The sequence below is a fragment of the Paraburkholderia fynbosensis genome, from assembly GCF_902859935.1.
Classification (GTDB): Bacteria; Pseudomonadota; Gammaproteobacteria; order Burkholderiales; family Burkholderiaceae; genus Paraburkholderia; species Paraburkholderia fynbosensis.
On the sequence record NZ_CADIKI010000003.1, the window covers coordinates 1 to 26,673 of the forward strand.

Consider the following 26,673-nt stretch of genomic DNA (forward strand, 5'->3'; position numbering starts at 1 on the left):
AACGGGGATCGTTGCCTCGTTCAAGTTTGCCGCTTCGCCGATCACCACAACTCGAAAACGTGCCGCGGACTTCAGCGCTTCGAGCCAAAACAAGACTTTTTCAACACAATCCTTTAAAAGCGGATGTTAATCTGAGGTTGCGTCAACTGACTGCAATGGGTCGAACGGGGACGTTCAAAGTTGCTTTGACGCCTCCTCCTTCGCGTCGGCGATGGTTCAGGGGGTGGAATGACAGGCGTAAAGCCTGTCAGATATGGTTTGCTACCGCTGCTGTAGCAAACCTGTAGCACACAAAAATCTCGTCCTAGCATCTCAGCCGACTGTTCGCAGCCCCCGGCTCGGCGGGCCCGTCTGGCAATAACCGGGCCAGTTCCAGTCATTCGGCAGTTCCGCAAAGCCGTCACTCGGAAGGCCGCTCCCTATCCGAGACCAGTCGGGCACCCCACGACCGGTGATCGGCGTCATTACACGGCGCCTCAAGCGACGGCGCGATCGGTCAGCGATGTCCATTCGGCGCAATGATCGATGCTTGCGAGGAAGGTTTCAAATGCTTCTTTTGAAAGCGAAACGGTTGCGTTGTTCTCCAAGGGATGAAAAAGGAACTGTGGTTCTGCGTTCAAGTCGGCATCGACGATTATGTCCGGCAGGAACAGAATTCAGCGATCAGCGATCGCGCCGATGGATGAGATACGGGCAAGGTGCGTGGATTCTCACCGGAGCGTTCAGTCATGGAGTGCGTACGAATGGGCGACAGAGTAACGGGCGAATCGGACGGGCGCTGGACGGGGTCGGTCCGGTTCGTCGCTGACGCTGGTATCTCGGCACTGGTCTTCGCCGTACGCGCAGGGGTTCTCGCCACAGCCGACGAAGGCGTCCATGTTTAAAGGCGGAGCCGCTGCTCGCATTTTTCCCTAGAACCCAGAGGGCACTTATACTGGGACTGCGGTGTCGTGACTGGACAGGGGGAGCAAAGCGCATGGACCAGCCGAATACTAAGAATGCCCTGAGCGACCTCCAGACAGCTCTCGAAGAGACAGTTATCTTTACTATCCCTCCCCACTATGAGCGATGGCAAGATGGTTTCAAATCGCTGGACAAAGCGCGGACAAAAGTTGCCGAGATTAAGGTTAAGTTAGAGCACGCGGAAAGCGCGCCACTTTGGCTCATGAGCGATTTGGCTCGAGTCCAGGGCCGCTTGAACGATTTTGTGCGCCTTCGCGACGATTTCTACAACCAGTACCCGAACGGAGGCGACAGCGATAATTGGAGATCGTTGCATGAAGCAGAACGCAGTCTCACGGAATTGCAGAGGGATGTCGACAGGCTAAAGAACGACATACGCGCATACATGTCTGGCTCGCGAACAGCGCCTCCGACAAATCGTGAAAAACAAGACTCCAACAATATCGGGTTGCTCGACAGCTTGATCATCTTGTTCGCATCTACCGCTTGCACCTTACTTTTATTTTGGATGGCGGCAAACGTTGTTCACGTTCCCTTATTTGAAACGCTGCCGACTTGGGTTTCTGGTGGATTTACATCGATTTGGGCCACTGTTTCGGCGAGCGCTGCAGGCATCGGTGCCGCGGTGATAAGGGCATTCGACAAAACTGCCCCTCGGCCGAATTATCTTGTGTGGATACTTGGCACTACCATTTTGCTCGTGTTATTGATCGTCGGCCTAGGGAAACTAATACCTCCATCGCCGCCGACGAGCAAAACCGGCATTGATAGCCCACCCCCACTTACAGCACCGACTCCGACTCAATCCCTAGCTTCGACATCGAACGTTGGCGAATCGGTCGGAGTTTCACCTGCTTCCAGCAGCCCCGCGATTCCCGAGACGCATTCGTTCACCCAGACCGAATTGCGCGCTCCTGTCGGGAATGATTCTGCGCACCAAGCACAAATGGACATTTGTTTTCGGGCCAACCCGGACCGCCAGTCACTGCCTGACCATTGCGACGAAAGCGGCCAGCGACACGCTCAAAACACCTTTTGCAACGCAAAGGGCTATCGCGAATCGACGGGCGAAATCCTCACAATGTTCTTCGACGGTCCAACTATGACGATCGGTAGTGGCGACAGATGTGCTGCCGGCGGTTGCAAGACATTTCAGCAAATCACTTGCATAAAATAAGGGCAATCGGAACAAAACGCGAGGGCAAGCCCCCAATATCGGATAAGAATTTGGGGACATGGGTCCTGGTGACCTTTTCTACGATCCTGAAAAGTGCTAACGCAGGCGGCCTTGATCGCCTGCTGGACAGACCAGAGCGCGCTCCGTTATGACCGACGTCGCCGGCGGGGACTGCTGGTTGGCATCGGCGGATTCAGTCGTCGCGCGTTGACCTAGAGTTATTCCGACGCTTCGACGGCTGCGGCTTCGAGGCTCCGCCTCGAGGCTTTGACCTTTGCCCGTCGCTTCCACGTGCCTAGGCGGGGCGCAACGAGCCCCATTCCTGAACCTGTTCCAACGTTGAATTCACCGGTTTCTGAATAACGACGACGAACCCCAATCTCCCGTTCCGTCGATACCAGCATGCTATGTGAACATACATTAGTTAACAACAGAACGGAACACTAGGCGACCGGGATCATCGACGCCACCATGCCTATAATGAGCAGGACAGGTAAGGCGAGCAAGGCCACCGCCTGCATCACTCTATACCATCCGCGCACACCTGCCTTTTTACTGAGGCCAACAGCCCAAGTTAGCAATGTGAGCCCGCCGATGGCCCAGAGCAGATACGCTGCCTCCCCATCGGCCAAGGCGGCCGCATAGCCAAGGAACTGGGAATGCGCTATCAATTATTGAACTCCAAGAAGTTCCAACGGAAAAGCTCAAAATATCGCAGATAGTCCTCCGCCTCGTTTCCGCTGACGTCGTTTCTGTAGTTCCACCGACCGTCGCTCGTCCGCGTGAATTGCCCGGTTTCCGGCGTCGTGCCAGCGTAGGCATGCTGATCAGGATCCGCTGAGTTTCTGTTGAGAACCCTATTGATCCAGGTGATGGGCTTATGAATCGTCCAATCGGAATTGCCCTGAAAGATAGCAATGCGCGAGTCAGTTCGTTGCACGATCACCTGAATATGGTGAGCACGATTCCCGGATGCCCGCCCTTTAGCATCCAACGCGAGGGCCAACAGGTCGCCCGGTAACAAGTCTGCCGGACCACCGACCCGCACGGTGTTGGTGCCGTTTCGCTGTATGTCCGGAGCGCCGAAGCTGACCATTACCATGGAAACGAAGCCCATTGCCGTCTGTGGGTAGTTTTCGTGGTAGTCAGGATTATAAATGTCCATGTTGCGATATTCGCGGACGCCGTCCGTGAGCTTGACCGGGAGGCCGCGATCCGCCGCAAACTGGCAAAGCAGTTTCAGCGCGAAGTCCTCGCAGGTGAACCGTCGGCCGGAAACGCGAGCAGCTTCCGCCAATCCGTAAATTGAAGATCTATATTCCTGTATGTCGCCTGGCGCCCAATCCTTCGTCGTCTTCCAGTAGACTTTCAGCTTGCACGTGTGTGGCGATTCATCCGCACTACGAGTGAGGGGTGCCCAAACAACCTTACTCATTGCAACTGACCTCCTGAAATGCGCACGCCTATTCGTTGCCCGTCCCTTCCCGAGACCTTGGGCGTGCGACCGTTGCTGTCAGTCCTCACATAGCTGACTTTGCCAGTTGCGTCGATTAAATGAACACCAATTTCCGAAACTGGGTTGCCGTACTCGTCGACGAAACGAAAGTGACGATCAAAGCCAGTATTCGCGCCAGATATTGGTTGTTCTAGTTGCCGACCGACCGGTCCGCGCCCCATCGCGGCCAACTCCTCAGCGTCGAACGACATCGACGCGTTATTCTGTGACGGAATCAGCCGAGGTGGCGGACTGCATTTGCAGATGCAGATGTCGTTTTCGAGCGCGACCTGCTTGCCCATCAGCACCATCGGACGATAGGGTGGGATGTTGCAGATATAGCCGGTTGTCTTGCAGGCGTGGCAATACACCTGCGCGCCGTGGTAAGCCAATGGTTTTCCATGATTTGTGCAGGACTCTTCTCCCTGAATTACTACGCCACCGGCAGTTGTCTTGTCGCCCAGCACAATGAAATAGCGCTTCATGCGTCCTCCTTAAATGTCTACGAACGTCCACTCGCCCGACTCCGGGTCGTATACGGCGCATTGGTCCATCGATGTCTTGCCGACGTCATCGACGTGAACCGTCTTCGGCATCCTGGCCAGCGCCTGATCTTCGGCGTCAGCGATCTGTGCGGCCGACCAGTGATCCATTTCAGCGAGCGTCTCCGCGAAATTCGACAGGCCGGCTCTCAAATAGACATCCATGATCCGCTCGGGCACGTGTTCGGAAAACCGGATGCGGAAGTGGTCGCGCTGGTCCTCTGGCACCTCGAATGTGTCGCCGGTATAGACCATCATCGGATGACCGTGCCGGTCCACGAGCAGGCGTTTGCGGTCGGCCGCGTAAGCGTAGTTCACGGAGATCGACAGGCCACCGTTCTGTTCGATGAATTGACGGGTGTCGACGCACCGCAGATCAATCGGCCAGAAATGATCGTCGCCGCTCAGGCCCCGCGATCCCATGACCGCGTCAAGCGGGCTCAGGTAGGTGCAGATGAGTCGTTCGCCATCCGCCCGCTGGCAGAGCATCTGCATGTGGCCGCAGTAGGTCTCGCGGGCTGGCATTGCTGGTGCGTTGAGCGGCTTGTGCACCATCGCATGCAGGCGAAGCGACGAGTGAAGAAAGTACGGACAGTCGTCACGCGATCCGTGATGCATATCGGTTTGCCGGGATGTTAAAAAATGCATCGTAACGGCCCATTGGCAGCCCAGCGACGGCCTGACAAAATTTGACGATTCTGATTCTTCTCGACTTGCGCGACCAGCGTGGCGCGTGTAGCGGTCGACTAGAAAAGGCCGCCGGTCCGCCTACCAGGCCCCCAGTTCGTGATCACCAGCTCGCGGCTGGAGGGCGGGCCACCGTTCGTGTTGTTCACGCTGTACTTGACATTCAGCCGGAGCATGGGAAAGCCCTCGAATGCTCGCCGGATGTCCGGTGATCGCTGATGCTCACCATCATCTTTCCCTTGCAGGAATGCATCAACGACGGCATCCGTTCGTAGTTCTCAAACGGGAAGTCAACGCCGTAGCCTTCGGTCCGCCAGTACGGCGGATCGCAATAGAAGAAGCTGTGTGGGCGGTCGTACCGCTCGACGCAGGTGTGCCACGGCTGGTTTTCGATATGCACGCCTGCGAGCCGCAGATGCGCGGCCGACAGATTCTCCTCGATACGAAGGAGGTTCACCGAGGGTGCGGTCATCGCCGTGCGGAACGTCTGGCCGTCAACCTTGCCGCCGAAAGCACGCTGCTGCAGGTAGTAGAAGAAGCGCGCGGCGCGCTGGATATCGGTGAGGGTTTCGGGGAGCGTCTGCTGGTGCCGTTTGAATACCCTGCCGGCTCGAAATGGCGTACTTGAACTGACGCAGAAATTCTTCGAGATGGTTCTGCACGACACGGTACAGATTCACCAGCTCGCCGTTGATCTCGTTGATCACCTCGACGGGGGCTGACATTGGCCGCAGGAAGTACAGCGCAGCACTGCTGCAGAATACTTCCACATAGCACTCGTGCTGCGGAAATAGTGGATTGAGTTGATCGGCCGGACGGCGTCGATGAGTCGCAAATGGTGGAGAGTGTTCCGCGCCGCGCCGATGGCATCCGGCAACGTGAGGCCGAGCAGTGATGCCATGTGGCGCAGGACCGTCCCGAGCTTCGAAATATCCATGTCCACCGTGTAGCCGCCGGCGGGCGCCTTGCGACGGTCCTGTGCAAATTTCGCTATCTGCTACGTCGTGAGCTTCGATGCAAAGTGACTTTCGAACGCGTCCTCGAGGCGCTGGAGGATTTAGTGCTCATTCGATTTTGGCGCGACCGCACGTCCCGAGTCGGCCCGCGCGTCGCGGTACTTCCGGACGAGCTCGCCGACGGCCACAGTCGCCGCGTCGACGGCATTCAACCCCCGATCGATCTCGACCTCCTTCTCCCGTGCCCATGCCTCGGCACCGCCTTTCGTCCTGAACGTTTTTGCTATACTCTGCCCTCGCTGGCGTTCCTAGGCACGCCAGCGACTGCCTACTTGCAGGATTGAAGCCACGTTTTCCCCGTCTCAGAAACTGTAGCAGTGCCGGATCTTTTCGGTGCTACAGGGTCAATTTGTAGCAAAAGTGTAGAGGAGACAGGGATAAACTAGGGGCAGAGGCTGTCACGGCGCTTCATTTAGGGTGAAGCAGAAATGCCGGAAACACCCACGGGACAAGGCGAAAGCCAGTAGCAGCAAGGCTCGGGTCGTCCCATTGCAAAGGTCCATCTCCCTGTAGTTCAATGGATAGAACAAGTGCCTCCTAAGCGCTAGATACAGGTTCGATTCCTGTCAGGGGGACCAGATACCTTCCCAGCATCACCCAAGTTTCCCCAGAAAAGCCCCGCATGCCTTGCGCTGCGGGGCTTTTTGCTGCCATCATTACCCACGTTTGCCCAACTTGAACCAAACGTGGTGGGGGTATCGAAGGGATACATCCACTGTCCCCCAAAAATCGATACCCCCAACTCTCAAATGCCCAAGCAGATTGTCCCGCTGACCGACCTGCAAGTCAGACGAGCCAAGGGAAAAGACAAACCGTACAAGCTCTCCGATGGCAAAGGGCTCTATCTCCAGGTGATGCCCAACGGCTCGCGCTACTGGCGGATGAAGTATCGATTCGATGGCAAGGAGAAGGTCGCGTCGTTCGGCGTATATCCCGAAGTCACGCTTGCCGAGGCTCGCGACGCCTGTCTCGCGGCGCGAAAGCGGCTCAACACGGGCATCGATCCTTCTGCGCACAAGCACGAAGTCAAGCGCATACGCGCGCTCGAGGCAGCCTCAACATTCGAGATCGTCGCCCGCGAGTGGTTCGAGTCGCAGAAAGATGGCTGGACCGAAGTCTATGCCGGCAAGGTGATCAATTCGCTGGAGGTCGACGCGTTCCCGAAAATCGGCTCCAAGCCGATCGCAGACATCGAGGCGCCTCACATGCTGGAAATCCTCCGCGCGATCGAGGCCCGCGGCGTGCGGGAGACAGCCAAGCGGGTGATGCAACGCTCCAGAGCCGTTTTCCAGTACGGCATCATGACCGGTCGCTGTTCCCGCAACCCCGCCGCCGACATCGATGTCGAGACCGTCCTGAAGAAGGGGCCAGGTGTTCAGCACATGGCGCGAGTCAAGCCGGTGGAGATCCCGCAACTGATGCGTGACATTGCCGGATATCCGGGCGACGTCGTGACGCGGCTCGCATTGCGCTTCATGGCACTCACGTTCGTGCGGACGACGGAAATGATCAATGCTGAGTGGACCGAGTTCGACGAGAAAACAGCCGAGTGGCGCATCCCCGCTGAGCGGATGAAGATGCGCGACCCGCACATCGTGCCATTGTCAAAACAGGCTCTCGAAGTGCTCGGCGAGTTGAGGAAGCTGAACGGCGCCGAGAAGTTTGTGTTCTACAGCGTGCAGGGACGTAGTCGCGGGCCGATTTCGAACAACACAATGCTCTTTGCGCTCTACAGGATGGGCTATAAGTCCCGAATGACCGGCCACGGCTTCCGAGGGCTCGCCGCGACAGTATTGCGCGAGCTCGGCTATAGTCGTGACGTCGTAGACCGGCAACTCGCACACGCAGAGCGCAATCAGGTGACGGCGGCATATGTTCACGCGGAGTATCTCCCGGAGCGGTGTGCGATGATGCAGCGATGGGGAGACTATTTGGACGCTGCGGCTGCAGCAATACCGCGAGTCGCATTCACTGCCGCATAGGTTATTGCTCGCAAGAACAACGTTATCCGTGGTGGGCCGCGCGATGGCAATTCGGGCAAAGCGCGACGGCGTTGCTGATCGTGTCCTCACCGCCCATTGCAAGAGGAAGGCGATGATGCACTTCCAAATAGGGGGAGCCGTCCGCTCTGCGGATGAACGGCGCTACGCTGCCGCATCCTTCACATGTGCCAGCTGCCCTAAACAACGCCTCGGCAACTACATCAGGGTTCCTCCGGAATGCCGTCGTGGTCACAACCACTCTTTCCGGAAACCTTGGAGCAAGAGCCAGTCTGGCCAATCGTTGCTCTTGGGTGAGCTTCTACGACATCCGAATGTCCGATTCGAAAGCGGAAGATGCTTTGCGAACGGTCAGCACGTCGCCAAAATCGCTAACAAGCGCCCTAATGTCGATCTGCCGCGTCTCACACCAAGCTTCATGCCGTGGCACAAGCTGAAGCCATAGCGCCTTCTCGTCCAATGAAGGAACCGCCTTTACGCAATCGAATACGTGGTCAAGCGAGCAACGACCCGACTGAACGTCCTTCAGCACGCCGACAATAGGTACGTTGTGCTCCAGCGCCAGATCAAGGCGCCGGCAATGCGCGATCCAAGTGGTTCGTGTCGTATTGGGCTCTGGCCTCTCCGACCTGTACCACAACGTGCCGTCGACATGGTCCTCGCAGACGGCTACTACGGTCGGCTTCCGTTTGCCATGCTCATCTCGCACGCTGTGGAAATTCCAAATGGTTGTGACCAGAATTCCAGCATTGCCCTGACGAGCCTCTTCGAGAGTGACATCGAACGCCGACCATTGCTGTCCGGCCGCTCTCGCCCCAAGTTGCACGAACGCCTTATCGTGCGCCGTCTTAAATTCCACGGTCATGTTTCTCCGTTATGCAGCGCGCTCACGTACCTCCACCTTTTTATCGGCCGATTTCGGAGTTCCTTGAGCTTGAAACATCAATGGACCGCGAAGGTACGCATGAATCTCGCTGTTACTCCACACCGTGCAGCGTGGAGATAGCTGGATCGGCTGTCTGCCCGACCGTTGCGGCAGAGCTTACGCCACGTCTCACGGCAAACTCCGACGAACGGTTCGATTTGCTTTAGTCGCGCTGCCCCATCAAGGGCAGTGTGTCAGCATGCTTGTGCATGTCGCGCCCCCGCCGATGAAAGTTTCTCCGCCGTAGACTCGCTCGACCGGACGTACCGCGTCCGCGGGCATATCGGACCCATGCGGCACCACCGCGCCTTGCCGCCGTTGAAGCGGGGGGCCGGCACCGCCACTGTTCGCACGGCATATTCAGCGAGCTACACCCAGCGGTCGTAAGCCGATCAGGATTCTTGCATCGAGTTTCCCGATCTCGCCATATGAGGTCGTGATTGGAATGTGAGCGCTCTCGAACGCTGACTTGATCGCCGCCGACCTTGGATTGCCTTTCTGCAAAGTGAGCTGCACTCCGTAAGGCGGCGGCGACATGATCCCCGCCATCTCCGCGGCCACTTGCACTTTCGCAGCATTGAGCGTCCCCCAAATGGCTTTCTCATAACCACCTGCCTCCTCGTCGCCCAACAAAGTAATTTGCGCCGCGAGCGGTTGGGGAGCAGATTGAAGCGACGACACGAGGGACCAGCGTTGCTGTTCGGAAAGGCGACGGGGGGCAATGCTTGCCTCAAGTCGAAGTCGCTCCAACCGCTCCTTTTCCAACTGGCGCTGAACCTCCAGATTAGATTGCCGAAGCAGTTCTGTTCGCTCGTTTGCCTTAGCCACATTTTCACTGGCCTTGGCGGCGCTTTCGTTTGCAACTGCTGCGGTCTTTCGCGCCGAGGCCGTATCCGCTTCATTTTTGGAGATTCGCTCATCACTGTAACGGTCCCGAATGTTGCCCGTCCAGAATGAGCCATAGGCTCCAATTGCTGCCAAAACTGCCCCTACGATAGCCACGACATTCGACCACTTGAATAGTGCGTCTGCAGCAGATTGAGAGAGGTCAAACATACTCATGAAACTTCCCCGGATTCTAGTAATTTTTCTTCGGCCACCCAGCATGGCCAACCACTGCCACTCAACAAATGAGGCAGTTCAACGATGAGCGCTCAGCGCCTCAATCAACTCGAGCGCGAACTCCACCTCTCGTTTTAGATCGGTAGCGGAGTCGTCCGGAGGCACCCGCGCCATGCTTCGGCCACCATCTTTAACCCTCTGACCGCCTCGTCCGGTTGCAGAAGCGCCACGTCCCAACGACAGCGTAATACCCCACATCGTAACGCTTCCTGCCGCCGTCGAGCTCCCTGATCGCGGCGCGGACATTTTAGCCCCGACGGGGTTGCTCAGCTTCCACGGTAAATATCACCCTGCGCGCCAGGTGAGGGCACATAGTCTTGCTCGTCAGCCAGCGGGGCTGAGGTGATATTTTGCGGCACCGGTACAGCGCTCGACATGCCACTTGGTGAAATCGACAGCACTGGCGCAGCGGCGGCCGGACTCCATGGTGTGTTGTTGCCCACCGCAAGAGCCTGCGTCGACGTGCGCACACTGTCGGCGAGCGCCGCCGAGTTCTTCTCGTTGCCCATCGAACCGCCGAACAGGAAGTTGATCACGGTCTGAGCGTTCGCCGCGACATACCCCACGATCGATCCGACGAGGCCTGAGATAGCCGCAACGACTGACACGTCCTTGATCGTGATCCCGCCTTCGAGCAGCCTCCACGATCCGACGAGGACCGCCGTCATGATGATGGCGAAGGTCACCAGCACCAGTGCAGCAATCCACCAGAGCGCGCCGTTCGCGGCCAGCTTCGACCGGGCATCCTGTCGATCGCTGACTTCCGCCTGAAACTGTGCCGTCTGCGCATCCATCGTGATCCGCAGCATCGTCTCCTGATGCGTCAGTTCGAACTGTTTCGCCTGCGCGAGCGCCTGGGCGTTGCCGGTCAGCGTCGCGAGGATGTCTTCGGGCTGCGCCGACGGCGAGCCGATGGTCGACGCGAGCGCGGCGCCGAGTGCCATGCCGCCGGGGATCGGCAGCGCCGCGCCGAGCAGCGGAAGGCCGATCTTTGCGACTTCGGCACCGAGTGTTTTCAGATCCATGTCAGGCGGCTCCCTTTTGCATGTTGGATGCGATACGGTTGCTCCAACCGCGGCCGAAGATCGGCCACGTCTTCAGGCCGGCGAGATACTTCAGGCGCAGCGCGAGGAAAGTCAGGCAGAACGCGTGCGGGTCGGCCGCCTTGATCGCACCGATCGTGTTCGGACCTAGGACTCCGTCCACTACCGTGCCGGCAGCCTGCTGCGCCCAGCGAACCGTCTGCCCCCCGTTGAAATTGGCATCGACTAGCTGGAAGCCAACGCGGGGATCGTACTCATCGCAATGCAGCGGGTCCCAATAGACCGTCTTGGCGATAGCCTTAGCAGTCTCTTTCGGGAGCGTCTGCATCGGCCCTGTGTATCCATGGGCACGCGCGACACGCTCGGTGACACCCCAACAGGTCGCGCCTCCCGGATCCGCCGGATTGTTCACGTAACCGCCCTCGTTGCCGATGAGCGCGTCGAATGCCTCGTCAAAGCTCGACATCACTTGCTCCCCTTGCTGTCTACATTGTTGGCACGGAATTCGAGAACTGTGAGCCGGTTGTCGGTCTTCCGCATTTCCGCGCCGACATCAGCCTGATAGTGGCTCAGCGACTCGTCACGAACGGCCTTCGCACGGTTGATGTCGTCCATCCATGGGTGCCACTGCGAATAGACGCCACCGACCGCGGCGAATCCGACCATGCTGAGCCCACCCATCCACTTCCACGCCTTCTTCGTGCCGTTGACGTCCTCTCTGATCTTGGAAATGGCATCAGCAGCAGAATCGGTCTTTGACAAGGCCACTTCTGCCTTACGATCGACGCTCACCACATCACGCTCGACACCCGCGAGTCGGATGCTGACGACATGCATCGCATCGACCTTTCCCTTCATTTCCTTGATGTCATCGAGAACTGCTGTCACGCGCTCCGAGAGCACCTGGACGGATACGTCCGAGACCATGTTTTCACCCATCCTTCCCCCGGTTTCATTGGCAGCGCACATCGTGGCGCGCGGTCCATTTATGACGGTTGTCCGGCCTCAAACACATTGACGGCTCCAGCGAAATCCAGCAGCGTCTTCAGATAGGCATAGGCCTGACTGAACGGGTTTTCGCCGGCTATTGCATACGGCACGCCAGAGTAAAACTCCGCAAGCTCGCCCAGCGCGTTCTCCTGATCCATCGCGCCTGCTTCCGAGGAAAACACCCAGACACTGAAAGACATCGTTGTTTTGGAGGTGTCGATCTGCGGCAGCACGACGCGGTAATACGCGTCGGTGAGCTGAATAGATTTGAAGGTGGTTGCTTTCTTGAGGCCCATGTTCACTTCACTCCTTGACGACGGTGCACGATGCTTTGCAGATCCTCATACGACAGGTCGACACTGAGACCGTCGACCGTCAGCCGAAAAACTGTGAAATTCTTGATCCCTTGCGCCTCCACCTCTTTCGCTACAGTTTCGACGCCCTCGTGGTCTAAAGAGACGTGGATATGGGTGTAAGTGGCGGGCACTATATTGACCGGCGTAGCGTGCTGCTCTGTGGTCGACTGTTGCTTCATCTGGGGTTTCTCCGAGATGTTTTTAGTGAGTGATGGTTTCGACGCGCCAGCTACCATCCGGCACTGTGACGGCGCTGTTGGTGAGGTTGGCGAAACGGATGCGTACAGTATTTGTCGCGCTGGCCCATGCCTGCCACGTGATGCCGGTGGGCGGTACGGCACTTGACGGAGGATATGCATTGGCCGGCTGCCCGTTGACCGCACCCGTGACGGTAACAAGCACGTCCGCTGTGCTGTTGGCCGGGATCGAGCCAGGGCTGATCGCAAAGCTTCCAGCTACCCACTTCGACACTTCTGTGCCACCGGGGCCAATCTTGATACCGCCTCGTTTGCTAATCGAGAAGTTGACCGTTGCGCCGGTTGAATCGGTCAGGAACGCGGCCGCGGACAACGGATTCAGGTCATCCGATGGTTTCATGCGCAGAAGATTCGAGGACATCCCCTCGATCCGCGCGCCATACTGGGGTGCTGCGGAGGTGCTCGCATCAATCAAAAGGCCGGTGACGAAGTTTTGGATCAGCGCGCCTGTCGTCCAGTCAGAACCAGTGTTAGCGCGCCGAACAGAGATGCCGTTATTAGGGCTGAACTCGCCCACCCCTGTCACACGAAGACCGTCGCCCACGCCCGCCTGATAGTGGTTGTCCAGATCGATCTCGACACCTAGCGCGTTGTATACGCCAGTGCTTGGCCACATCTTGGCAAGGAAATTTGCACCCCAAAGAAAGCCCGTGAAGTTCGGATTGCCCAGTGGGCTCACGCTGCCGCCGTAGATCGGCACTGCGTTGCCGACGAACGTAGCATCGGGCAGGCTCTCGACCTGAAGCGTGGTGCTGCCGTACTTCACCGTTCCGCCGACAGGGACTCGAGTCAGATAGTCGCCGACGTTCAATTGGAACGAATTCGTCGAAGCGGGCGGCAACTTGCCCGCCCCGCTGAACGTGACACCTCCGTCGACAATGAAAGAAGCGGGCGGGGATGCCTGCGTAATATTCGAGTTCAGGAGATAAGGGTTTCCCGTATAAGGGAACAGAATTTTCTTTCCGGGATTGTCGGTTACCGCAGCCTGAATAGCACTGCTGTCATCCGTTGTTCCATCGCCCGCCGCCCCATAATCCTTGACGCTGACCGTGTCACGCAGACGGTCTTGAACCGTGCGCAGAACTGCTCCGGCCCCCGCTTGCAGGAAGCCGATCAGAGACGATCCAGTTGCCGAAGCGAGGAATGTATCGACATAGTTTTTCGTGACCGCATCGCTTGTACCTACCGGCGTACCGAGGTTGGTCAAGCGCCAGCCGCCCATCGTGAGATTGGCGATCGGTGTTTGCTGCCCGTCCTTGGTCAGGCAGAGCGACAGGCCGGCCGCCATATCATCATCCTGGCCTTGCATCCGCGATGAGCTAATATTCAGGCCAAGCGCGGCATCGTTCTGCCAGTTGTATTTCGGGGAAAACGAACCGCTTCCGTTAAATGGCAAGGTGACCTCCGATGCTAGTTCTCTTCATCTGGGACCATTGGGTCCTCGCTGTGGTGGTGGTTTCCATCTGCGGTCTCCTAGTTGGAATTTATGAGGCCGCTACGCGCCACCGCTCCGGCGGCGGCTGGGTAGATGTTCCTCAGCAAGGCTTGCCCGAGCGCCTGATTTCTGACCTGAGCGGGAAGGGTCGAACCAGCGTGCAGATACGGGAGCAGCGCGTGGGGATTAAGAAGCAACTCCCCTAGATGTCGGTTGAGACGCGAGTTCACCCGGGCGCCATTGAACAGCGAACCAATACCACTGCCGATCGCTGAACCCACACCCGCGCCGGTAGGCCCGAAGAGCGCGGCACCGCCAGCAGCGCCTCCAGCCTGGACCGCTGTCCCCAATAGCTTTCCGACTGTGCCGCCTTGAAAATCTGCGCCATACAGTTTCCTGGCGAGCCAGCCATTGGCCTGCAGGTTGTAGGCCGTGTCGCTGCCCGAGCCGGCGCGGATCGAGTTCGAAACCGTCGAGCGTTGCAGATCGCGGCCGATGTTCTCGAGCGTCTGCTGCGCACCTGACTCGATGCCGAACTCCTGATTGCGCAGCGCCTGACTGAGCGCCACCGCATAGCCCGGTGCGGTCATGAGCGGCGTGCCTGACGAGTTCAGCGGGCGGCCCGCGCCCCCCAGCCGACCCGCAATCTCCTGTCCGGCCTGCATCGAGTTGATCGGGGGCGACATGCCGGCATACGTCGCGCGCGCGACCGCATAGTCGGGCGATGCGTTGTCGAGCCAGTCGAGAAAATCGCCCTGCGCCTGGTTAATCGCGCGCCGCTCCTGAGGGCCGAGCCGCGTGTTTTCGCGCGCGCTCGCCTGCAGATCATCCATTCCGAGTTTCAGGTAATGGAGCACATCGCCAGTGATGCGCGCCGGCTGGCCCCGCGTGCCTGGACTCGTCCGGATCTGCTGCATGAGCGGTGCGCCGTTGAAGCCCACGCCGCCCGTTGGCACGTTGGCCGTCGTCGGCGCAATTGGCGTGATCGCGTTCAGGAAGCCGGCATTGCCTTCGTTCGAGGCGATGGACGTACCGCGCTGCAGCGCCTGCTGCATGGCCGGTCGCCGCATCAGCGCCTCCAGATCCGGATCGACGTCGTACATGCCGAAGCGTGCAGCGTCATAGAGCGGGCCGGCCGCCTGATCGCGTGCCTGCACCGCGGCGCGGAGTGCCTGCGGCGTCTGTGCAACACCGCCTAGCGCATCCCAGCGCGCCTGATTGTTCGCGTTCGCGCGCTCTTCCATCGCGATCTTGAAGCCCGGAACGCCATTCGCCGACGCCTTCTCAGTCGCAACGAGCGTGGGATTCGGCGCGGCCTGAGCAGTGGTCGGCATCGATCCGGGCAGATAGATCGGTGCGGTGCGGATCTGCGCCGCAACCGTGGCCGCATCATCACCCAATGAGGCCGCGAGTCCTTTGCCGACGTATGCAGCCGGATTGAATATCGGTCGTGCGGCGTCGTATAGATTGGTGCCGACGCTCTTCGTCCCGCTGAACACCGCCGGCAAAGCAGCGCCGACCACACCGCCCGCGAGCAGATTCCTGCCTATCTGCGACCAGTAAGGCTGATTCGCATCAACGTCTGCGCCTGCGGTCGATACTGCTCCGGTCGCGGCATTGCCTAATCCGGTTCCGACTACGCGGCCGACTGCGCCGCTCATCATTGGGAGCGCGGAAACACCGCCTTTGACCGCGCTCCCAACTTTGGCAACGCTGCCCATGGGCATTAATAGAGGCGCAACGATCGCGGACGCTTGTTCGCCCGGGGACGCGGTTTGCTTGAACCGTTGATCCGCAGCAGATTGCGCAGCAACGTCATCGTTCGCCGTATTCGTGAGCCAGTTACCGATCGCAGAGCCATTCATGCCCGGAATGAAATTCGCGCCGCCGGCGACACCTTTTTCGACGAGATTCGCGGCGTTGTTCACGAGACTGCTGACACCGTGCCATGCGCCAGAACCGATCTGCCTCATCTCGTCCCACGCGTAAGGCGATGCACCGCCAGCAGTCAAATCTTGGGCAAGCGCATCATCCGGCGACACTGCAACGGTGGCAATGGACGCGGCCGCTGGCGCGGTCACTTTCGGCGAAGCTGCGGCCTGGGAGGACAGAGCGGACACTGCATTCTGACGATGAGCATCGCGAGCAATGATCGCGTCGAGCTGTGAGAGTCCTTGGGGCGCCGAGTCGCGCGCGATGATGTCGTCGAGCGCGCTCATCGCAGAACTCCATGCTCCGCTGCCCACTCAAGACGCGCGCGTATCTGGGGATCTTTTGCAGCTTGCTGAAGAGCTTGCGCGCGCTGCTGCCCTGCGGGCATCGTGACGATATTTGCTATCGCCGGCGTAATGTTCTGATCGAACTGGTTATCTCGCTGGTTGTAAGTTTTCGCATCGCCGGCCGCATAGGCATCCGACAGATAGTCGGACTTCAGCAGTCGCGTCTGAATCTGTCCGCGCAGGGCAGCAAGGCCGTTTTGCACCGCCTGCTTGGGAGCGCCATACGACGGAATCGATCCATACACAAGATCACGCGCGGCGTCGGAATTGATGCCGAGCTGAGAGCCAAGATTCGTCACGAGGTTGTCGCGCGATTTCTCATATTCAGCAGCATTGGCGCTGAACAGACCCGCGAACTTGGCTGCGGCCGGCCCAATGGTCGCCGGCGAAGCACCCTGCGCCAACTTTGCCATGTTGTCGACGTCTTGCAGCGCGGCCGGCGCACCCGAACGCACCGTTTGCAGGTTCTGATACGACTTCTGCATCGTATCGATCTGGCCGCGCGCCTGCGCATCGGCTGCAGCGGTCGCACCCATCGGAGGCGCGGCATACATCGCACCACCACTAGGCAGCGGTCCGCCGGGCAACGGCACATTCGAACTGCCAGAAAGAGCTCCACTTTGTCCGGTGAGACCGGGAAGCGTCGGAATGGGGGGCTGCTGACTCGCATTGGCGGAACCCGTCGCAGCCGCAGTGCGGTTCGTAAGCGGCTGTGGATTTCCGCCTGCATCGACGGTTGCATAGGGCAACTGGCTACCTTCGCCACCAGCTTGCGCGGCCGCAGCCTGCCCGATCAGTTGCAGCGATCCATCGAGCTGCTTGACGCCGACGACCTGGCCGCCGGCATTGAAAACTGGCTCGCCGCCCTTTGGAATGTCGGGCGAGTAGTACAGCAGTTGGCCGGTGCGTGCATCACGTGCGATCGTGCCGGGCGCACCTTGATTGGGCGGGACATAATTCGCCTTGAACAGCGCGTCCCCGTTTGCCTGTGCCGGACTAATACCCGCTGCAATTGCCATCCGCGTGGCATCGGTCGGCGCACCCCACGAGGTCAGAAGTTTCGCGTAATTGTCGGGGCCGATCGTCGCGAAGATCTGCATCGATTCCTGAGGCGTCTTGCCGGGCAGCGTAAGCGGACCACCGCGCGCAACAGGAGCCGCTCCAGTGAGCTGCGCGCCGAGCTGCGCCGGGCTCGGCTGACCTTGCGCCGCCACAGGATAGGACTGCACGCCAGCACCCGAACCACCACCGACGATTCCACCAGCATCAGGCGTCTGCGCGGGATCGACCGGCGCGGCCGCCGCGGCCGCCGGCTGGTTCGTGCCGAAGGAGTTCCCATACATCTGCCCCATCAACTGCGCCTGCTGCCCCATCGACTGCGTGGCGAGCTTGTTGCCGACGGCAGCCTGTACGATCTTCGCCAGCCCTTCGAGCGGGCTCACGCGATAGCCAACACCGCCCACCTGACGATTGGAGGTGTCGACCGGCGTCAGCCCTTGACTAAGGAGCGCCTGGCCGATGGCCTGCTGTTGCTGCAGTTGCGCGAGCGACTGTTGCTGATCGGGAGACAGGTTTGCAATCAGCGGATTGCCGAGCATCCCTTGTGCGCTTGTTGGCATATCAGGCACCTCCCCACGAAGCCGCGGTGCGATTCATCAAAAGTTGTCCGAGCAGTTGCGAATTGGTCGTTGGCGAGGCCACTTTCGGGCTTAGCAGGATTGCCTGCGGATCGGCATAGCTGCCGGATTGCTGTTGCCGTCCATAGGCCTGATTTGCGTTCTGCTGATTCACCTGACTCTGCTGCTTAAGCGCCTGTTGGGCGAGATTCGTCCAATCGATGCCTCCGCCTAGGCCTCCCATCGAAGCGCCACCGATCCCCGAAGCGCCGGCCGTCTCGCCAGAGATGCCACCGCCGAGCGCGCCGCTCGCCGTGCCAGTCATTCCGCCGCCCGGCAACAGGCCGCTGAATAGCCCTGTGGGCGAAGCACCCAGGGAGCCGCCAAGATCGCCACCGAGCGCCGAGCCAAGGCCGGAGCCGCCCGCGGATACCGTTCCCGTCAGGCCGGCATCGCCGAACGCCGCGGGGCCGCTGAAGAAGCCAGTCAGGCCGCCAGCGCCAGCACCACCGCCGACATCTGCACCGAGCCCACCGCCGAGCCCGAAAAGGCTGGAGAGCCCACCGCCAGATGCGCCGGCGCCTGCGCCCGCACCGGCAGCTGCACCAGTCCCAGCGCCCGCTCCTCCACCCTCCCCCGCACCAAGTGCGCCCCCAAGTGCGCCACCGGTGAAGACGGAGCCAATGGCGAGGCCGATCGAGTCGCCGGGCTTCGCATAGCCGAGATTCGCCACGTTGTTGACCATGGGAATCTTGCGCAGCGGATTGACCGTCTGATCGAATTCGTTAACGGGCTTTGCGATCGGCTCAAGGATGCGATTCGTTGCGTTGGGAATGGTCTTCGACGTCAGGTCGGCCCACTTCCCGCCAGTGATCCACGACAGCGGATCGGTCCAGCGCTGAAACTTCTCGCCGGCATAGCCAATAGGCGAGTCCTGGTTGTCAGCGGAAAGCGTGTTACCGAATAGCCAGGACATGGCGCCCTCCGATCGCGTCGTAATCGACCTTGTCGAAGCCGCTCGAGTCGGTGTGCACCGCATGCGGGAACACATGTTTCACCTCGTCGGCCATGACGCCGGCGCGGCGCACGCCGGGCGCGTCCCATACATAGCGATATCGATAGATCGGAAGACCTGAATCGAGCCGCGCGTCCGTCGCTTCGACGTCGGTTTTCAGGCGACGATCGGAGAATGCGCCGATAGCCGAGCTACCCAGACCGAACAGGCCGCTCATTATCGAATTGGACGAACCCGTCGCCGCGTTGTATGCATTCAACTGGCCGTTGTACTGGTTCTGGAATGCCTGCGCGATGTTTGCCGGCTGTGCCGCGGATTGCGAGGTCCCTGTATTGCCAGGGATCAGACCGGCCAGCGATGAGAGTTGCGAATACGGCAGCTGCGACAGCGAAGCCTGCTGGCCGTAAAGATTCGCCTGCGTGCCGACACTCGCGAGCTGGTTGTTCAGCAATTGCGAGCCGATCTGTGAACCCGTCAGGACCGACTGATTCGCCGCATTGCTATAGGCCTGCTGCTTCGCATTGTTGAAGTTGGTCATCGCGTTCGTGTACGCCTGCGAACCGGGCGTGAGGCCCTGATTGGCAAGCTGCGATTCCATGCTCGACTGCCCCTGCGCGAACTGCGGATCGAGGTATTGAGTCTGTGCTGCGTAGGCCGCCTGCTGGCCTTGCTGATTGGCCTGTTGCGCAGCCTGAGGACTGATCTGCGACCCAAGCGAGCTCAATCCGAACAGCGAATTGTTGAGCGTGGTATTTGAATTGCCGGCCTGCGACAGCGAACCATTGATCAGGTTCTGAAGCGGCTGGCTGGCACTGATGCTCGTGTTATAGATGGGTGCGCCGGTCTTGGGATCGGTGCCGGTCTGCGTCGACTGCTGAGAGCCGAACGGATTCGAATAATTGTTGAGGTTCAGCGCCTTGTTATAGGCCGCCGTGTCGGTGTTCGTCTGCGTCGTCGCATTCGCTACCGTGTATGGATCGGGCGCGCTTGGCGCCGAGCCGCCGCCCTTGCCGCCGCCTTCCAGTGTCGAAGCACGATTTTTGCCGAACGCCTTGCGAAAGGCGAGCGCCGGCAGATCAGGCTGCTCGAAGCAATGCCGCATGATGTTTTCCTTCGAGAAAGCGGCATTCGCTTTGGAGCATGCCGTACAGGATGAGATCGACGCCGTCATTGGCGCCCTGGCGTATCAGGCCTTCACGTCTGAACCCAAGGTGTTCGTCAAAGCGTTGCGCCGCGGTGTTGTCGGCGCGCACGAGTCCCGTCACGCGGCGGCAATGCAGCATCAGAAATGGGTATTTGAAGCACGCGGCGAGATAGGCTGGCGTCATCCACTGACGCGAGCCGTCGGAGGCGACATGCATCATCAGCGAGCCATCGCGACCGGTGTACATGTTGAAAACGACGCCTGCGACGAGATCACCGCCGCGCTCAAGACCGATCGCGGTGTAATCGCGATAGCAATCCTCGCCGGTGCGCGCGGCGACGAATTGCATCACTCGTTCAGGTTGGTCCCAGACAATGCGTTTCATCAGGTCGTTTCCTGATGCGCAAAGCGGGAATGCACGAAGGGCGCAAGACCTGCTCTGCGCACCTTTTACCGGGCCCGAAGGCCGCGTGCATGAAGATGGAAAATCTAAGCGCTGATTCTAGGCAGCGGGAATTTCAGAAGGAAGGCGTCTGTTTCGCCTCGAACATGAAATCGACCGACTGGATGGAGAACTGGATGCCTGTCGTCTGCGCGCGCATCCTGAAGGTCGCGGCATAGCCGAGCCCGTCGATGCTCTCCCATGCCGTCTGGACAATCTGGGCATCTGCCCACGGCACCTGATCCCAGGGCGTCAGATCCCATGGATTCACATAGCCGCGCGAGAACGTCGGAGCAGAGGTCGGCAGGATCGTGTCGAAGTCGACGGACAGATCAATCAGCGGCTGGAAACCGGTACTGGTGATGAACACCGGCCGGATCATGCGGAAGTACTTTTCCTGGCCGCGTTGGCCGAAATAGTTGTATGCCGGCTTGATGTCGCTATTGATCGCGAGACCACCGTCGTCGCTTCCAATATCCGCCTGCGCAACGAAATTCTTTCCGCCCATATAGAGCGCGCCATTGAAATAGGCGAAACAGAAGGCGTTCCAGCCGGTAAAGCGGCACCATGCTTTCGTGATCGTGTTCATCACATACTGGTAGCTCGCCACATCCTCGGCAGTCGGCACATTAATGACCAGCTTATTGCCGTCTGGATAGAGCACAACTTGCCAGCCGAAATTCCTGCCGTATGTCGCAACGTCGACATTTACCGACGGACTGATCTTCTCAGTCAACGTAATGTCGCGCTGCGCGCGGTCGGTCAGCAAAGCCTTGCTCAGCGGTGTCAAGCCGTCTGCGCCGATGAAGACGATGTCAGAGCCGTACTTCTCGAAGAAGCGGCGCCCCACCGGCGCACCAATGCGGAACCGGGCCGAAATGCTGAAGCTTGTCGCTTGAGACGGGTCCGAGCCCTGATAGACGACCGCTTCGCCCTTCGAGGTGACGAAGATGATGTAGGGATTCAGGCCCGCTGAGTTATCGATGTTCCAGGTCGCAATACCCATCAGGAAGCCACCGAGAACCGTCTGCGGCCCAACATCGAAGAGAACGGCCGCGCCCGCCACCTGTCCGACTGGCAGATACCACGACTGCATGCTGATGTTTTGCGTGAACCACAGGCGTGACGCGAATACCTGCACGTGCACGAATTGCGTCGGGTCAGTGCCGGTGATGCTCCACATCACGATATAGGTACCGACGACCGTCGCGTTGCCGCCGGGTGCCGTCGCCATCGTGTAAGTGAAGGTGGTTGCGTCGACAACCGTCACGGTGAAAGTTCCGTTGAAAGCATCCGGCGTTGCACCGGTGATCGTGATCTGATCGCCGGTCGTCAAGCCATGCGGTGCAGCGGTGATGAGCGTCGCGGTCGTACCGCTCGCAGTGATCGACGTAATTGTCTTCGCTGTTGCAGTGCGTACCGTATGCCAATCCGTTCCGTCATAGATCAGTGGCGCATCAACGCCATTGACCATCACCAGAAACGTCTTGCCGGCGTTCGTAAAGTCAACCCACTGCCAGCGTGAATTCGTCAGGCCGCTTATCAGCGGCGCGCCTACGGCGGCGTTGGCCGAGACGTCATATAAAGCGCCCCCGTAGATCGCGAACAGCTTCTCTTCTGTGCCAGAACTGTAGACGGCGAGCGTTTCGACGTTCCCGGCGATTCCCGATCCCCAGTTCTGGTAGCCGTTGCGTAGCGGCACATCAGCCGTACTCGGGAAATAGTTGTCGAGGATGATGGCATCGGTCGGCGGCATGTTCGCCACCGCGTCGAGAGTATTGAGACCTCCAACGCTTGGCGGAATGGACTGAATCTGGACGCGCGCAGCGCGATTGACGGGAGCGCGCATGTCAGCTGCCAAAACCTGTGTCAGGCACGTTATTCGAGCCGAGCAGCACCGGCGGATTCATCCGCGCATTCAGCGGCAGCGAACGCGCGCCGGCATTGCGCGACAGCGCACGCTCAACTGCATCGTCATACTCGCGTTGCGCCGACGTCGAATCGAGGCCCTTCCGGTTCAAGAAGCGCGCGAGAATGCCAAGGATGAAAAGACGGTCCTGCAACACACAGGTGTCCGAGTCGGCGAGCCATGCCGCCTGCGGAGTGCCAGTGGACGATTGACACCAGCCCGTCGAATAATATTCGAGCACGAGATTATCCCGCGATGCCGGTACCGGGTTCACATAGATCTGGCTGTCCATGATCCGGTAACGCAGGCGCGGCCCGGTCGGGCTGATGCCGGACTTCAAGACCTGCCATTCCTGCGGATTCAGAGGGCCGACGAGCTGCCAGCGAAACGAGCGGTCCCAGCCAGTTTCGGTGATGAAGTGCGCGACGTCTGCCGGAATCGGGTAGCTCTCATTGCCGAAGGAAAACTGCTCACCGGTGAGCGTCGTCGGAGCGTCCGAATCGAGGGTCACGCTATCGGCACCGACAGCTGTCACCGTCGCACCATAGGGAATCGCCGTGCTTGTCGCGATCATGCCGACGGCGATATTCCCGACCGATGGCATGTTCGAGATGATGTTGGAACCGGCAGTCACATCGCCGGTATAGCCGCCAAAGCCGATCAGCGAGAACTTGTATTCCTTACGCAGCACCTGCCAGCCGTCATTCGGCGCGGCGCGCGATGCCAGATCCTCGCCCACTCGCGTGGCATGCACCAGCATCTGCTGGACAGTCTTGTCAGTGTTGCCGATGACTAGCTGCGGTTGCGGCAGACCGAGGTCGCCCATCACCTCCTGGACGACCTTCAGGAGCGTTTTCTGGTTCGATGAGGTGATGGGCTGTGTCATGACTTACTCGCCTGCGATTTTCTTCGGCGCCGCGGCCTTCTTGCCGCCGTCGGCCTGCGTCGTTGCGTCCATGCGCTCGGCCATCTCGCGCATCTGCTCGCGCAAGTTGGCGATATCGAGGTCACGTTTTTCGAGTTCGCCTTGCAGCCGCACCGCTTCCTTGCCGCCGTCGGCCTGCTTCAGCCACGCGACCGCCTTGTCGCGCAACTCACGCGCGCCGAGCCACGTCAGGTTGCTGTCAGCGATGCCGGCGAGTTGCTCGACCGTGTGGATATGCAGCCCCTTCAATTCCATCGCCTGGGACTTCGTCAGCGGACCCCACTCGAGCAGCGGCGTACCGGTCTGCACCTGTTCCTGCTGCGCCATGAATGCCGTCCATTGCCGTGAGAATCGAACCGGGTCGGCCGGGCCGGCATAATCGGCTTCCATCTTCACCGGGCGGAAGATCTGCTTCGTCCGATCGCCGGGGAAATGAATACGGATATGCGGGACGTCCTTGTAGATCGGTCGCCCTTCCTGCTCGGACAACGCAGGCTGATGCACTGCCTCCAACGTGAATTCGACATAGAGCTTGGCATCGTCGCCATGCACCACGTGGAGTTGATTGCCCTGCTCGACGACTCTGGCCTGTGCGAAATCCATGGCTGGGGAGACTCCTGAAAGATAGGAGGGGCACGAAGCCCCTCCCGGTTAAGACAACGCGATCAGGTGATCGCGCCTTGTGCGCTCGGACGGTTCACCAGCAGAACTGCCTGCGTCGCCGAGAGCGTGATGGCGTTGCTGCCCTGGCCGAGGGTCACGGCCGGCGCGGTGGCAAACTTCGCGCCCTCCAGTTGTTTGCCGGCGACAGCCGTCGGGCTGACGACGCCAGCGGCCTGCCAGTACACCGGATTGCCTGCCACCGGTGCGCCCTGGCACGTGACGATTGCATGGCCGCCGACCTGAAACCAGCCCCATTGACCGACGGTCAGCGCGGCCACGGCAACGCCGACCATGTCGCCACTGTTTGCAGTGCCGGCCCAAGCAGCCGCGGTGTCAACAATATTGCCGTTGACGATCGACTGATTGAACTGGCAGACCGTACCTGCAGCGATCGTGCCGCCGGCCTGAGCCAGCACGAATTCGCCACCGCCGAGCGCCGGGTCATAGCCGCGTAGCGATTCCATCGAGAACGACATGCGGCCAGAGCCGGTGCCATTCACGAGGTTGACAGGACCCGGGCCCGTCGGGTCGATGTCGGTCAGCTTGACAGCACCGAGAAGCGGGTCGTATGCGATGAAAGACATGTCGTTTCCCCTTAGCCCTTGAGCAGGCCTTGCAGACGGCGATTCGACACGGTCATGTTGCCGGCGAAACCCACCAGCTTGACCATCGCGTCCTGATTGACGGCAAACCGATCATCACCGATCGGGGCGAAATTGCGGTCGGTGTGGGGCCGGAAGTAGATGTAGTCCGTGTTCAGGAACTGCATCGTGTTCTGCGGCGCACCGCCGCCGTAACCACCGTCGAGCACCACGTCGGAACTCATGTACTTCAGCGAGTCGAAACCCGCTTCGCCCATTTCGTTCGAGGTGATGCGCTGGATGGCCTGGAGCGACTCCAGATACAGGCGGTAGTAGTTGTTGTCCGCGACGATCAGGTCGGGCTTGTCGGTACCGCGGATCAGTTGCAGATAGACGCGGTTCATGTACGACTGGATGTTCGCCGACGTCGCCGCTGCACCGCCGTCGGTGACGGACGAGAACGCGATGTTGCGCCAGAACGAACCGATGGTCGTCGACGCGTCGATACCGCCCACCACGCCCGTCGTCGGCGTCGCCGAGACCAGCAGCGCGAGGCCGCCGATCTGCCGGCCACCGTCGGCCGTGCCGTCGGAATAGCAGTCGAGCGCGATGTTGTTGACCAGCGTCTTTTCCGCGTTCTTGATGCGGCTTTCGAGCAGGTCGATGATCGCTTCCTCGCCGCTGTTCTGCAGCTGTTCGAGGCCCGAGATCGAGATCGCCACGGCAGCCTGTGCGTAGTTGAACTCCGCACCGGTGAACACATCGGACGGCGAGATGTTCAGCGCTTCATAACCGCTGTAGCGTTTGAACGTGCCGTTTTCGGCGTATTCGAGTTCCTGGACGATCGTCCGGCCGCCGCTGACGGTCTTGACGTTGCCGCGACGACGAAGGCGGTACAGAAGGGCGTTGTTTTTGGTCACGTTGTCAGCCAGCTTGCCTGTGCGATTGCGCAGGGTCGTGGTGACGATTTCCGTCAACGTGCTTGACGGGTTTTGCAGGCTCATGATGTTAGCTCCAGACGAGGGTTACGAAGCAGTCGCGGCGCGAAGATTCGCCCGCAGTTCATCTCGCAGAGAGAGATTCGGCGCAGCGGTGGTCGTCGAGACGGGAGCCCCGGGCGATCCGCTGATAGAACCTGCTGCCCTGCGCTTCGCATCAGCTTTGGCTTTCGCCTCGGCAGCTCGCTTCGCTTCCGCTTCCGCCGTCTGGCGGGACAGAATTGTGGAACGAACGTCAGGAATGGCATGGCACGCCATGTCGTACGCCTCCTGCATGTCCCGAGCCTGTCCATTCACAAGCAATGAGCCCATCAAGGGCTTTACCTGCTCATAGAATTCGTTCTTGGGATCCGCAGCGAAGGAGTCGATCACGGACTGCGCCTGCTCCTGAACTTGCTGATGTTGCTGTTGCTGGCCGTGCTGCAGGAAACCCCGGACCTGTGCAAGCTCCTGACGGAGTGATTGCACTTCAGGGTCGACCTGCGGAGCGCCGGCAGAAACAGCGTTCAAATCCACTCCAAACTGCTGCGCGAGCTGGCGGAAAAGTCCCGCCTTCTGCGTCGGATCGCCCGAACGCAGCACATACGCAGTTTGCAGAAGACTCTGGACCGCGCCCACCGGATCGCCGCCTTCGGAGCGGATCATTGGCAGGTACGGGGAAACGACTTCATTGATCTTTTTGCCGAACGCAGCATCCTGGCCGAGTTGCGTGATGCCCTTGTGGGCTTCTTCCTCGCGGCGCGCGATTACGGCCTGAACTTCGGAGGGGATCTTGTCCCAATGCGCGCGGTCGGCGGCCGGCCATGATTGCGGCGCCTTGGACTTCGGCACTTCGGTCGTGGTCGCAGTGGTTGCGGCGGGATCGGTAGCCGACGTAGTGGCAGCGGGCTGGGCTGCGTCAGTGGTTGCCGCAGGATCAGCAGCGGCGGCTGTCGTAGCGGTGGTCGCATCGACGGCATCATCGTTGCCCTTCAGGTCAGCGAGATTCCGGACGATTTCCTCACGCAGTGATAGCTCTGCGGTCTGACTAGTATCGATCTGCTGCGTATCGCCCTGCCCTTCACCATTGACTTGCATTTTTAATCCCCGCTGA

General features: G+C 59.8%; 26 protein-coding genes, 1 tRNA gene and 2 pseudogenes. 3 read left to right on the forward strand and 26 right to left on the reverse strand.

Annotated features, from left to right (window positions below):
• Nucleotides 1–476 precede the first annotated feature (476 nt).
• Complete coding sequence (locus HV770_RS05625; RefSeq protein ID WP_175158483.1) at nucleotides 477–620, reverse strand: YbaK/EbsC family protein; 144 nt, start codon at nucleotides 618–620, stop codon at nucleotides 477–479.
• A gap of 356 nt (nucleotides 621–976) precedes the next feature.
• Here HV770_RS05625 and HV770_RS05630 point away from each other — a divergent pair, with 356 nt between their 5' ends.
• Entirely contained in the window at nucleotides 977–2,140 is a 1,164-nt protein-coding gene (locus tag HV770_RS05630) for a hypothetical protein (protein WP_175158484.1), read from the forward strand.
• A 667-nt stretch (nucleotides 2,141–2,807) separates the two neighbouring features.
• On the opposite strand, the gene HV770_RS05635 is transcribed toward HV770_RS05630, so the two are convergent.
• From HV770_RS05635 to HV770_RS39645, 5 genes and pseudogenes are all read right to left on the reverse strand, one after another.
• The gene (locus HV770_RS05635; RefSeq protein ID WP_175158485.1) at nucleotides 2,808–3,575 is read right to left on the reverse strand and encodes a hypothetical protein; all 768 of its coding nucleotides are present in this window, start codon (nucleotides 3,573–3,575) and stop codon (nucleotides 2,808–2,810) included.
• Nucleotides 3,572–4,120: a PAAR domain-containing protein gene (locus HV770_RS05640; RefSeq protein WP_175158486.1), complete on the reverse strand. Its 549-nt coding sequence runs from the start codon at nucleotides 4,118–4,120 to the stop codon at nucleotides 3,572–3,574. Before HV770_RS05640 ends, HV770_RS05635 begins: the two co-directional genes overlap by 4 nt.
• Nucleotides 4,121–4,129: 9 nt before the next feature.
• A complete protein-coding gene (locus HV770_RS05645) occupies nucleotides 4,130–4,732 on the reverse strand; it encodes a hypothetical protein (protein WP_246290726.1) in 603 nt (200 codons plus the stop codon).
• Nucleotides 4,733–4,923: 191 nt separating this feature from the next.
• Nucleotides 4,924–5,760: pseudogene (locus HV770_RS05650) on the reverse strand (DNA adenine methylase).
• Nucleotides 5,688–6,170: pseudogene (locus tag HV770_RS39645) on the reverse strand (site-specific integrase); the annotation flags it as partial. The pseudogenes HV770_RS05650 and HV770_RS39645, both read right to left, overlap by 73 nt.
• A 213-nt stretch (nucleotides 6,171–6,383) precedes the next feature.
• Here HV770_RS39645 and HV770_RS05655 point away from each other — a divergent pair.
• Nucleotides 6,384–6,458, forward strand: a tRNA-Arg gene (locus tag HV770_RS05655).
• 171 nt (nucleotides 6,459–6,629) lie between these two features.
• Entirely contained in the window at nucleotides 6,630–7,862 is a 1,233-nt protein-coding gene (locus HV770_RS05660) for a tyrosine-type recombinase/integrase (RefSeq protein WP_175158488.1), read from the forward strand.
• Nucleotides 7,863–7,884: 22 nt separating this feature from the next.
• Here HV770_RS05660 and HV770_RS05665 read toward each other — a convergent pair whose 3' ends face one another.
• The 20 genes from HV770_RS05665 to HV770_RS05760 all read right to left on the reverse strand — a co-directional run bounded on the left by HV770_RS05665 (nucleotide 7,885) and on the right by HV770_RS05760 (nucleotide 26,657).
• Nucleotides 7,885–8,121: an HNH endonuclease gene (locus HV770_RS05665; protein ID WP_343048098.1), complete on the reverse strand. Its 237-nt coding sequence runs from the start codon at nucleotides 8,119–8,121 to the stop codon at nucleotides 7,885–7,887.
• 60 nt (nucleotides 8,122–8,181) lie between these two features.
• Nucleotides 8,182–8,745, reverse strand: coding sequence for a hypothetical protein (locus tag HV770_RS05670; protein WP_175158490.1), 564 nt, complete (start codon nucleotides 8,743–8,745; stop codon nucleotides 8,182–8,184).
• Nucleotides 8,746–9,165: 420 nt separating this feature from the next.
• Nucleotides 9,166–9,867: a hypothetical protein gene (locus HV770_RS05675; RefSeq protein WP_175158491.1), complete on the reverse strand. Its 702-nt coding sequence runs from the start codon at nucleotides 9,865–9,867 to the stop codon at nucleotides 9,166–9,168.
• A 326-nt stretch (nucleotides 9,868–10,193) separates the two neighbouring features.
• Nucleotides 10,194–10,952: a hypothetical protein gene (locus HV770_RS05680; protein ID WP_175158492.1), complete on the reverse strand. Its 759-nt coding sequence runs from the start codon at nucleotides 10,950–10,952 to the stop codon at nucleotides 10,194–10,196.
• Nucleotide 10,953: 1 nt separating this feature from the next.
• Complete coding sequence (locus HV770_RS05685; protein ID WP_175158493.1) at nucleotides 10,954–11,436, reverse strand: glycoside hydrolase family 108 protein; 483 nt, start codon at nucleotides 11,434–11,436, stop codon at nucleotides 10,954–10,956.
• A complete protein-coding gene (locus HV770_RS05690; RefSeq protein ID WP_175158494.1) occupies nucleotides 11,436–11,909 on the reverse strand; it encodes a hypothetical protein in 474 nt (157 codons plus the stop codon). Before HV770_RS05690 ends, HV770_RS05685 begins: the two co-directional genes overlap by 1 nt.
• A gap of 47 nt (nucleotides 11,910–11,956) precedes the next feature.
• Nucleotides 11,957–12,256 carry a hypothetical protein gene (locus HV770_RS05695; protein ID WP_175158495.1) on the reverse strand — a complete coding sequence of 100 codons (300 nt, stop codon included), beginning with the start codon at nucleotides 12,254–12,256 and terminating at the stop codon, nucleotides 11,957–11,959.
• A gap of 2 nt (nucleotides 12,257–12,258) precedes the next feature.
• Nucleotides 12,259–12,495, reverse strand: a complete 237-nt coding sequence (locus HV770_RS05700) for a hypothetical protein (RefSeq protein WP_175158496.1) — start codon at nucleotides 12,493–12,495, stop codon at nucleotides 12,259–12,261.
• Between the two features lie 22 nt (nucleotides 12,496–12,517).
• Entirely contained in the window at nucleotides 12,518–13,969 is a 1,452-nt protein-coding gene (locus HV770_RS05705) for a glycosyl hydrolase family 28-related protein (RefSeq protein ID WP_175158497.1), read from the reverse strand.
• Nucleotides 13,970–14,046: 77 nt separating this feature from the next.
• On the reverse strand, nucleotides 14,047–16,227 hold the full coding sequence (locus tag HV770_RS05710; RefSeq protein ID WP_175158498.1) for a hypothetical protein: 2,181 nt from the start codon (nucleotides 16,225–16,227) through the stop codon (nucleotides 14,047–14,049).
• Nucleotides 16,224–17,906: a hypothetical protein gene (locus tag HV770_RS05715; protein WP_175158499.1), complete on the reverse strand. Its 1,683-nt coding sequence runs from the start codon at nucleotides 17,904–17,906 to the stop codon at nucleotides 16,224–16,226. Before HV770_RS05715 ends, HV770_RS05710 begins: the two co-directional genes overlap by 4 nt.
• A gap of 1 nt (nucleotide 17,907) precedes the next feature.
• The gene (locus tag HV770_RS05720) at nucleotides 17,908–18,879 is read right to left on the reverse strand and encodes a hypothetical protein (protein ID WP_175158500.1); all 972 of its coding nucleotides are present in this window, start codon (nucleotides 18,877–18,879) and stop codon (nucleotides 17,908–17,910) included.
• On the reverse strand, nucleotides 18,860–20,020 hold the full coding sequence (locus HV770_RS05725) for a tail fiber domain-containing protein (RefSeq protein WP_175158501.1): 1,161 nt from the start codon (nucleotides 20,018–20,020) through the stop codon (nucleotides 18,860–18,862). Before HV770_RS05725 ends, HV770_RS05720 begins: the two co-directional genes overlap by 20 nt.
• Nucleotides 19,995–20,447: a GNAT family N-acetyltransferase gene (locus HV770_RS38430; protein WP_246290728.1), complete on the reverse strand. Its 453-nt coding sequence runs from the start codon at nucleotides 20,445–20,447 to the stop codon at nucleotides 19,995–19,997. The genes HV770_RS05725 and HV770_RS38430 overlap by 26 nt, the downstream gene beginning before the upstream one ends.
• Before the next feature lie 133 nt (nucleotides 20,448–20,580).
• A complete protein-coding gene (locus tag HV770_RS05735; RefSeq protein WP_175158503.1) occupies nucleotides 20,581–22,353 on the reverse strand; it encodes a hypothetical protein in 1,773 nt (590 codons plus the stop codon).
• Nucleotide 22,354: 1 nt separating this feature from the next.
• Complete coding sequence (locus tag HV770_RS05740) at nucleotides 22,355–23,299, reverse strand: phage adaptor protein (RefSeq protein ID WP_175158504.1); 945 nt, start codon at nucleotides 23,297–23,299, stop codon at nucleotides 22,355–22,357.
• Nucleotides 23,300–23,302: 3 nt separating this feature from the next.
• The gene (locus tag HV770_RS05745; protein WP_175158505.1) at nucleotides 23,303–23,941 is read right to left on the reverse strand and encodes a chromosome partitioning protein ParA; all 639 of its coding nucleotides are present in this window, start codon (nucleotides 23,939–23,941) and stop codon (nucleotides 23,303–23,305) included.
• Between the two features lie 62 nt (nucleotides 23,942–24,003).
• Nucleotides 24,004–24,585 carry a hypothetical protein gene (locus tag HV770_RS05750; RefSeq protein ID WP_175158506.1) on the reverse strand — a complete coding sequence of 194 codons (582 nt, stop codon included), beginning with the start codon at nucleotides 24,583–24,585 and terminating at the stop codon, nucleotides 24,004–24,006.
• 11 nt (nucleotides 24,586–24,596) lie between these two features.
• A complete protein-coding gene (locus HV770_RS05755; protein WP_175158507.1) occupies nucleotides 24,597–25,586 on the reverse strand; it encodes a phage major capsid protein in 990 nt (329 codons plus the stop codon).
• Nucleotides 25,587–25,607: 21 nt separating this feature from the next.
• Complete coding sequence (locus tag HV770_RS05760; RefSeq protein ID WP_175158508.1) at nucleotides 25,608–26,657, reverse strand: hypothetical protein; 1,050 nt, start codon at nucleotides 26,655–26,657, stop codon at nucleotides 25,608–25,610.
• Nucleotides 26,658–26,673 lie beyond the last annotated feature (16 nt).